General features: G+C 44.2%; 7 protein-coding genes and 2 pseudogenes. 5 read left to right on the top strand and 4 right to left on the bottom strand.

Features of this window, described 5'->3' with window-relative positions; all coding sequences use genetic code 11:
• A partial coding sequence (gene tsaD / locus F6K20_RS18365; protein ID WP_287295571.1) for a tRNA (adenosine(37)-N6)-threonylcarbamoyltransferase complex transferase subunit TsaD occupies nucleotides 1-938 on the bottom strand: 938 nt, incomplete at its 3' end.
• 151 nt (nucleotides 939-1,089) lie between these two features.
• Between tsaD and F6K20_RS18360 the strand changes: the two genes are divergently transcribed.
• The 4 genes from F6K20_RS18360 to F6K20_RS18345 all read left to right on the top strand — a co-directional run bounded on the left by F6K20_RS18360 (nucleotide 1,090) and on the right by F6K20_RS18345 (nucleotide 5,624).
• Entirely contained in the window at nucleotides 1,090-1,584 is a 495-nt protein-coding gene (locus F6K20_RS18360; protein ID WP_009148748.1) for a photosystem I reaction centre subunit III, read from the top strand.
• Between the two features lie 162 nt (nucleotides 1,585-1,746).
• Nucleotides 1,747-1,872 carry a photosystem I reaction center subunit IX gene (gene psaJ, locus F6K20_RS18355; protein ID WP_009148746.1) on the top strand — a complete coding sequence of 42 codons (126 nt, stop codon included), beginning with the start codon at nucleotides 1,747-1,749 and terminating at the stop codon, nucleotides 1,870-1,872.
• A gap of 1,184 nt (nucleotides 1,873-3,056) precedes the next feature.
• Nucleotides 3,057-4,598: a bifunctional phosphoribosylaminoimidazolecarboxamide formyltransferase/IMP cyclohydrolase gene (purH, locus tag F6K20_RS18350; RefSeq protein WP_287249894.1), complete on the top strand. Its 1,542-nt coding sequence runs from the start codon at nucleotides 3,057-3,059 to the stop codon at nucleotides 4,596-4,598.
• 207 nt (nucleotides 4,599-4,805) lie between these two features.
• Nucleotides 4,806-5,624, top strand: a complete 819-nt coding sequence (locus F6K20_RS18345) for a squalene/phytoene synthase family protein (protein ID WP_009148740.1) — start codon at nucleotides 4,806-4,808, stop codon at nucleotides 5,622-5,624.
• Nucleotides 5,625-5,867: 243 nt separating this feature from the next.
• Here the strand turns inward: F6K20_RS18345 and F6K20_RS18340 are convergent, their stop codons facing one another.
• Nucleotides 5,868-6,014, bottom strand: coding sequence for a CAB/ELIP/HLIP family chlorophyll-binding protein (locus F6K20_RS18340; RefSeq protein WP_287249872.1), 147 nt, complete (start codon nucleotides 6,012-6,014; stop codon nucleotides 5,868-5,870).
• A 72-nt stretch (nucleotides 6,015-6,086) separates the two neighbouring features.
• A complete protein-coding gene (locus tag F6K20_RS18335) occupies nucleotides 6,087-6,401 on the bottom strand; it encodes a hypothetical protein (RefSeq protein ID WP_287249870.1) in 315 nt (104 codons plus the stop codon).
• A 121-nt stretch (nucleotides 6,402-6,522) separates the two neighbouring features.
• Here F6K20_RS18335 and F6K20_RS40700 point away from each other — a divergent pair.
• A pseudogene (locus F6K20_RS40700) lies at nucleotides 6,523-6,702 on the top strand (PQQ-dependent sugar dehydrogenase); the annotation flags it as partial.
• Between the two features lie 7 nt (nucleotides 6,703-6,709).
• Here F6K20_RS40700 and F6K20_RS18325 read toward each other — a convergent pair.
• Nucleotides 6,710-6,926: pseudogene (locus tag F6K20_RS18325) on the bottom strand (hypothetical protein); the annotation flags it as partial.

Raw genomic sequence — 6,926 nt, 5'->3', positions numbered from 1 at the left:
CCAATCATTGCGGCATTATCGGTACAAAACTTCAGGGGAGGGAAAATAACTCGCAAATTATGCTCAGTTGCTGCAGCTTGTAACTGTTGTCTCAAGCCACTATTGGCAGCCACCCCACCCCCAACCACAATCGTGTCCAGACCATAGTCGAGAGCACAAGCAATGGTACGCTTGGTAAGCGATCGCACTACAGTTTCCTGAAAGCTGGCAGCAATGTCGGTCACTGGAATTTCTGAGTGTTCCTGTTCCAGTTTTTGCACCAGCCTTAGCACCGCTGTCTTCAAGCCACTAAAACTGGAGTCATAGGGATGATAACCGCCACTAGCAAGGGAAATCTTACCTTCTGGCAATGGAAAGGCTTTGGGGTTACCCTCTCGTGCTAACTTATCTATAACTGGTCCTCCGGGATAGCCTAACTTTAATAATCGTGCTACCTTATCAAAGGCTTCACCAGCAGCATCGTCACGGGTTGCGCCCAGTATCTCATAGCTACCACAGGTTTTGACATAAATTAAGCTAGTGTGACCGCCAGACACCAACAGACTCAAAAATGGTGGTTCTAGTTCTGGCTCACTGAGATAGGTGGCGTAAATATGACCTTCTAGATGATGGACACCTACAAAGGGCTTGTTGTGGACAATGGCCAGGGTTTTGGCAGCTGTGACCCCCACTAGTAGAGAGCCCACTAAGCCGGGAGCGCAGGTAGCAGCAATGCCGTCAATTGCTCCCCAGTCCAGTTGAGCTGCTTCTAGGGCTTGCGCGATCGCATTATTGATGGTTTCCAGATGGCTACGGGATGCTACCTCTGGCACCACACCCCCATACTGCCGATGCATAGGAATTTGGGAGGCAACAATATTGCTACAACATTTACGATTGTTAACAATCGCCACAGCTGTTTCATCACAACTGGTTTCTATTGCTAAAACACAAGCCATTCACCAATGACCTTTATTGAAACACTACTTTTAGTTAATTAAACTTTACTAGATACACGCCTCAGAGTAAGATTGCCTGAGTGTACAAATAATTTGATCTCTTGGTTTGTACAAAAAACTTTTTGTTTCTTAACAAAAGGAGACACTTTCTATGCGACGATTGTTAGCTTTAATTTTTGCCGTCTCTGTGTGGCTTTGCGCCATCAGCCCAGCCTCTGCTTCTTTGGATCATCTCACCCCTTGTAGTGAGTCTGCTGCATTTCAAGCCCGGAAGGCTCAGTTCCTAAATACTACAGGTGACCCCAATTCCGGTGCGAACCGATTTGAGCGGTATTCTCAAGCACTTTGTGGTGATGAGGGATATCCTCACTTGATTGTGGATGGTCGTTTCTCCCATATGGGTGACTTCCTCATTCCTAGCTTACTCTTCCTCTATATCACTGGCTGGATTGGCTGGGCAGGTCGCAGCTATCTACAAGCGATTCAAAAGGGTAAGAACCCAGAAGAAAAAGAAGTCATCATTGATGTCCCCGTGGCATTTAGTAAGATGCTAATGGCTGCCTCATGGCCTTTGTTAGCATTCAAAGAAATCACTACTGGTGAAATGTTTGCTAAAGATGATGAGATTCCTGTCTCACCACGCTAGCAATCATACTTAGACTCGCTGGCGGGAACGCTTTTAGCACTGAAAAGTTAGCTAAAAACTAGTGCCGTTCTCGCTAATCAAGTTTTCACGCTTTATAGACAGGGCATGATATTGATGTGCCAAGATGTCTTGAAATAGTTATCGATTTTAGGAGAATGTTCCATGCAGGATTTACTCAAGTATTTGTCCCTAGCACCAGTGTTGTTGGCTGTTTGGATGACCATTACGGCTGGAATTTTGATTGAATTTAACCGCTTTTTCCCTGATCTACTTTTCCATCCGTTGTAATTAGGAAAAATGGGGAAAAGATTTAAATAATTCATTCCGGATTGGTAGGTAAGCTAATTAATATACAGCTCCTACCTTAGTTCGCTGAATTATTTAAATTTACCCTAAAAAACCTATTCACAATTTAAAAAAATAATTCAGAGTGCAGAATCCATAATCCAGAAGTAAAGTTGAATATTTCTGAATTAATTATTTCTGAATTATTAAGTTGCTGAATCCTGAATTTAGCAACTAATAATTCTGCATTCTGAATTGATAATTGTAAGCATTCAGCTATCAGCTATCAGCTATTAGCCTATGGGCTACAGATGGTGCTACTTGAGGTGCTATCAGCGATCAGCTTTGGGCTTGTGGGCACGCTACTGTTCGCGCAGCGTGCGTGTAGCGCAATCGGTGCTTATGGGGAAACTCACAGGGTCGAAGCCTGTGCGACGCTACTGTTCGCGCAGCACCTCAAGTAGCGCAATCGGTGCTTTTGAATAAAATAAGCTGACGGCTGACGGCTGACGGCACCTCAAGTAGCACCATCTGTAGCGCATATGCTTACGATAATTCAGAATTCGGTTGACCAAAAGTCTGGGTTTCAAGCCTGGCCAAAGGCCACGCTACTTGAGTTTCCCTTCTAGGGCGACTTTTTCCGAAATAAGGTATATTATATTTAAATGTGTAGCCTAGCACAGGCAGGATTCGTCGGTACTGCCCTATTTAACAACGAGCGTTTTGCGATGCTAGTACACGAGGCGCGAAAAACCTCACGGTGTGCTTACAGTCGTCGAATTAAATTCGCCACGGGTCGCACCGCTAAAACGCATGGGTCTTAACAGATACCGAAAACCAGTAAAATAACAACTTCAAAATATATAACGTACCGTGGGGTTAGAAGTTACCGTAAGAAGAGTGGAGCCTTAATCAACAAGTTTTAACCCTTTTACGCATAGCCGACTAACCATAAAGGCGACCCTCTGATAAGGTTTCGTCTCCGGCACACGGGAACAAGGAAATTCCCAACGCTTAGGAAGACAAGCCCACTGGGGTTAGTTAAATTAGGCTCGATATTTGGTTTTTAAACGGGTATTTGGCTTAAGTATTGCCTTTCAGGATAGCTAATTTTAAGGCATGTCCTAGAACTAAGAATCCCCGCTCTTTTAGGGCGGGGAGTGTCAACTTTTGTAAAATTGTTTGAAATGGCAAATCTGGCACTGCTGAGTGTATCTGACAAAACTGGGCTAATCGACTTTGCCCGTCAGCTAGTAGAAGAATTTGAATTTGATTTAATCAGCAGTGGTGGAACGGCTAAAGCCTTGCAATCAGAGGGTTTGCCGGTAACGAAAGTGTCTGATTACACTGGCTTTCCAGAAATTTTAGGTGGCAGGGTGAAAACCCTACATCCACGAATTCATGGTGGAATTTTGGGAAGGCGAGATTTCCCCGAAGATGTGGCAGAAATGGAGACAAACCAGATTCGTCCCATTGATTTGGTGGTGGTGAATCTCTATCCATTTGAACAGACTGTTGCTAAACCGGACGTGAGTTTAGCAGAAGCAATTGAAACTATCGATATCGGTGGTCCAACACTGCTGAGGGCAGCTGCGAAAAACTATGCTCATCTGACAGTGCTGTGTAATCCTAGTCAGTATCAGGATTATTTAGAGGAGTTGCGCCAGAATGGAAATCAACCATCAACTGAATTCCGTCAGGCTTGCGCTATAGAGGTTTTTGGTCATACCGCTGCCTATGACCATGCGATCGCATCCTACCTGATCGGGTACAAAGATCCAGTTTCCCTACCAAAACGATTTACCTTGTCTGGACAACAGCGCCAATCTCTACGCTATGGCGAGAATCCCCATCAACCGGCATCGTGGTATCAATCCGGAACGGTTCCCACAGGTTGGGCTGCAGCCACTAAACTTCAGGGTAAGGAACTCAGTTACAACAACCTGGTGGATTTAGAAGCTGCACGGCGGATCATTAATGAATTTACTGACACTCCAGCCGCAGCAATTCTCAAGCACACCAATCCTTGTGGGGTAGCCTTGGCAGAAACCCTCTCGCAAGCCTATCAGAAGGCATTCAATGCTGACTCTATTTCTGCCTTCGGTGGAATTGTGGCATTAAATCAACCCATTGATGCTGCTACAGCTGTTGCGTTAAAGAAAACTTTCTTAGAATGTGTAGTCGCACCAGGATGTGAACCAGAAGCTCAAGAAATTCTCAGTGCTAAGTCGAAGCTAAGGGTGTTGCTATTACCAGACTTACAGACCGGAGCAAAGCAAACTGTGAAAGCTATTGCAGGGGGGTTTCTGGTACAAGCTGCGGATGATGCCATGGATAATCCTGAGAATTGGCAAGTGGTAAGCCAAAAGCAACCTACTCCTGACCAAATGGCAGAATTATTATTTGCTTGGAAGGTGTGTAAGCATGTAAAGTCTAATGCCATCGTCGTGACGCGCGATCGCACAACCTTAGGTGTGGGTGCGGGTCAAATGAATCGGGTAGGTGCAGTCAATATAGCATTAGAACAGGCTGGGGAAAATAGCAAAAACGCTATCCTTGCTAGTGATGGATTCTTCCCGTTCGATGACTCAGTGCGGACAGCTGCTAAAGCAGGGATTGAGGCAATTGTGCAACCGGGTGGGAGTTTACGAGATCAAGACTCGATTCAGGCAGCAGATGAACTGGGATTAGTAATGGTGCTCACCGGTATGCGCCACTTTTTACATTAGTTATTTAAATTATCCAGAAGAAAATGAAAGTAAGTACTTGCCCCTATGTTTAAAAAACTACCCTTGTTAGAGGGGGTTAGGGGAGCCAAACCAACTAAACTTTGTAAGTCCTCTTGACAAAAAATACATATAAATTCAATATTTATGAGTATTTATCGTTTAAAATTTATTAATATCATATAAAGCGACGATGAGAATGGTAAAGTCATGCAACTGTGTAAAGATGCCTTAGGAATTCTCAAAGAAACTAGTCGAACTTTCTATATTCCAATTAGTTGTTTACCAGGAGGGTTACAAGAATCTGTTGCTTCTGCATACTTATGTATGCGTGCAATTGACGAAATTGAAGATGATTTTGAGCTTGATAACCCTACCAAGGCTTCACTGTTGCGAAAAATTAGTTTCGGTCTACAAGGTATAGGTAATGGATTCAGTGCCTCGGAATTATCTTTAGCCTTGAGTAAGCACGAACAGCCACTTCCAGAAGTAACCATTCGGATTGGTGAATGGGCAATGCTAGCACCGGAAACCATTGCACCTCGCATTTGGGAAGCTAGCGCAGCTATGGCAGATAGAATGGCAGCTTGGGCTGAATGCGGTTGGGAAATTAATACAGAAATGGATTTGGATGCTTATACTTATAGCGTTGCCGGCTCTGTAGGATTGTTACTTTCTGATTTATGGGCTTGGTATGATGGTACCCAAACTAACCGTAGTTATGCAGTTGGTTTTGGTCGGGGTTTACAAGCAGTCAACATTCTACGTAACCGGTCTGAAGATTTGACAAGGCAAGTGGATTTTTTTCCCAACGGCTGGGGCGAAGAAGAGCTACATAAATATGCTCGGAGAAATCTCTCTTTAGCTGATGCTTACACCAATGCTCTACTGAAGAATAGTCCAGCCAGAAATTTTTGCCAAATTCCCCTGGCTTTAGCTCATGCAACCCTTGATGTTTTAGCTCTCGGACAATCTAAACTAACCCGCAGTGCAGTGATGGGTATTGTTGAGGAATTAACAACTAAGTAGATCGGTATAAAAGTGTTCTATTTTATTAGGAATAGTTAAGCGATCGCTTAAGAACAACACACTGTCGTTTTTTTGCTGAGCTTCAATCGGGGTCAACCCTAGATTGCGTAAGGCTTTCAGCGACTGCGATCGCCATCTCTGTCAGAAATGCAGGTATAGCAATTCCAATATTGCTTCCAATATTGAGTAGAACACAAATCAACTGTAGGGGCGCACACCGTGCGCCCAATTGCTTATGGTAGATTAAATCAGACCTAGTTGTTCCAGAATTCCGTTACCAGTAAGCAACTCGGTAGCCAAGCCAATGGCGAAACCAAGCATTGCCAAACGGCCATTCCAGGTTTCAGCAAAGTTGGTGAAACCGAACTTAGATTCTTGCTCTTGAGTCATTGTTATAGATCTCCTAGGGTTTTGTTAGCTTCTGTAATATAAGTTAACCTATTTTGGGGATATTTGCAACATTTATTTATATTTTTCTAACCAAAATATGGTATATGCGGATACGCTTTGCCTGAAGTAGGGATAACTGGAGGCTATAGGGAGATAGGGTTGAACGCGCAGCGTGGCCTTTTGGCCAAGGTTAACAGGTTGATGGTTAACTGGTTGATGGTTAACTGGTTGGAGGTTAACCGGTTGAAGGTTAACTGGTTGAAGGTTAACTGGTTGAAGGTTAACTGGTTGAAGGTTAACTGGTTGAAGGTTAACTGGTTGAAGGTTGTTCGCGTAGCGTGGCCTTTTGGCCAAGGTTGTTGAAGGTTGTTCGCGTAGGGTGGCCAATAGGCCAAGGTACTAACCTTCAACCGACAACACCTACTAACCTTCAACCGACAACACCTACTAACCAGCAACACCTACTAAGGGGCAACACCTACTAAGGGGCAACCTACTAACCTTCAACTCTATGGGTTCACAGTCTAATGTCGATCGGGAACCCTTACCCCCAGCATCGGTACAGGTGATGAACCTGGACGGCTCAAACCAACAGACCTTTGCCTATGGCTGAGGTAATCTTGTCGGTCTCGACTGTCATCCAATTACTGGTGAACTTTACACTACTGTCAATAGACCTGATGACTTGTTTAACCTTAAATAAAGTAGCTGCTAGCTTTCCCGAGCCAAGGCAGAAGCTTAGTGATAATAAGCTGAACTGTTTCCCATAAGTTTTTTCCTGCTTCAACCGTTTCACCAGCTTCTTTTAAACCTTTGAGAGCTGTACAAGCCTTTTGCAAATTCTTAGCAGCAAAATCCTTATCCGGCTCTTCTCCTTGTGCTTCTTCAGGACTTACGCAACTGGCACAGTGA

This window comes from Moorena sp. SIO2C4 (genome assembly GCF_010672485.1).
GTDB classification, from domain to species: Bacteria; Cyanobacteriota; Cyanobacteriia; order Cyanobacteriales; family Coleofasciculaceae; genus Moorena; species Moorena producens.
The sequence above is the reverse complement of the archived record's forward strand: the minus strand, read 5'-3'. Positions and strand labels throughout refer to the sequence as shown.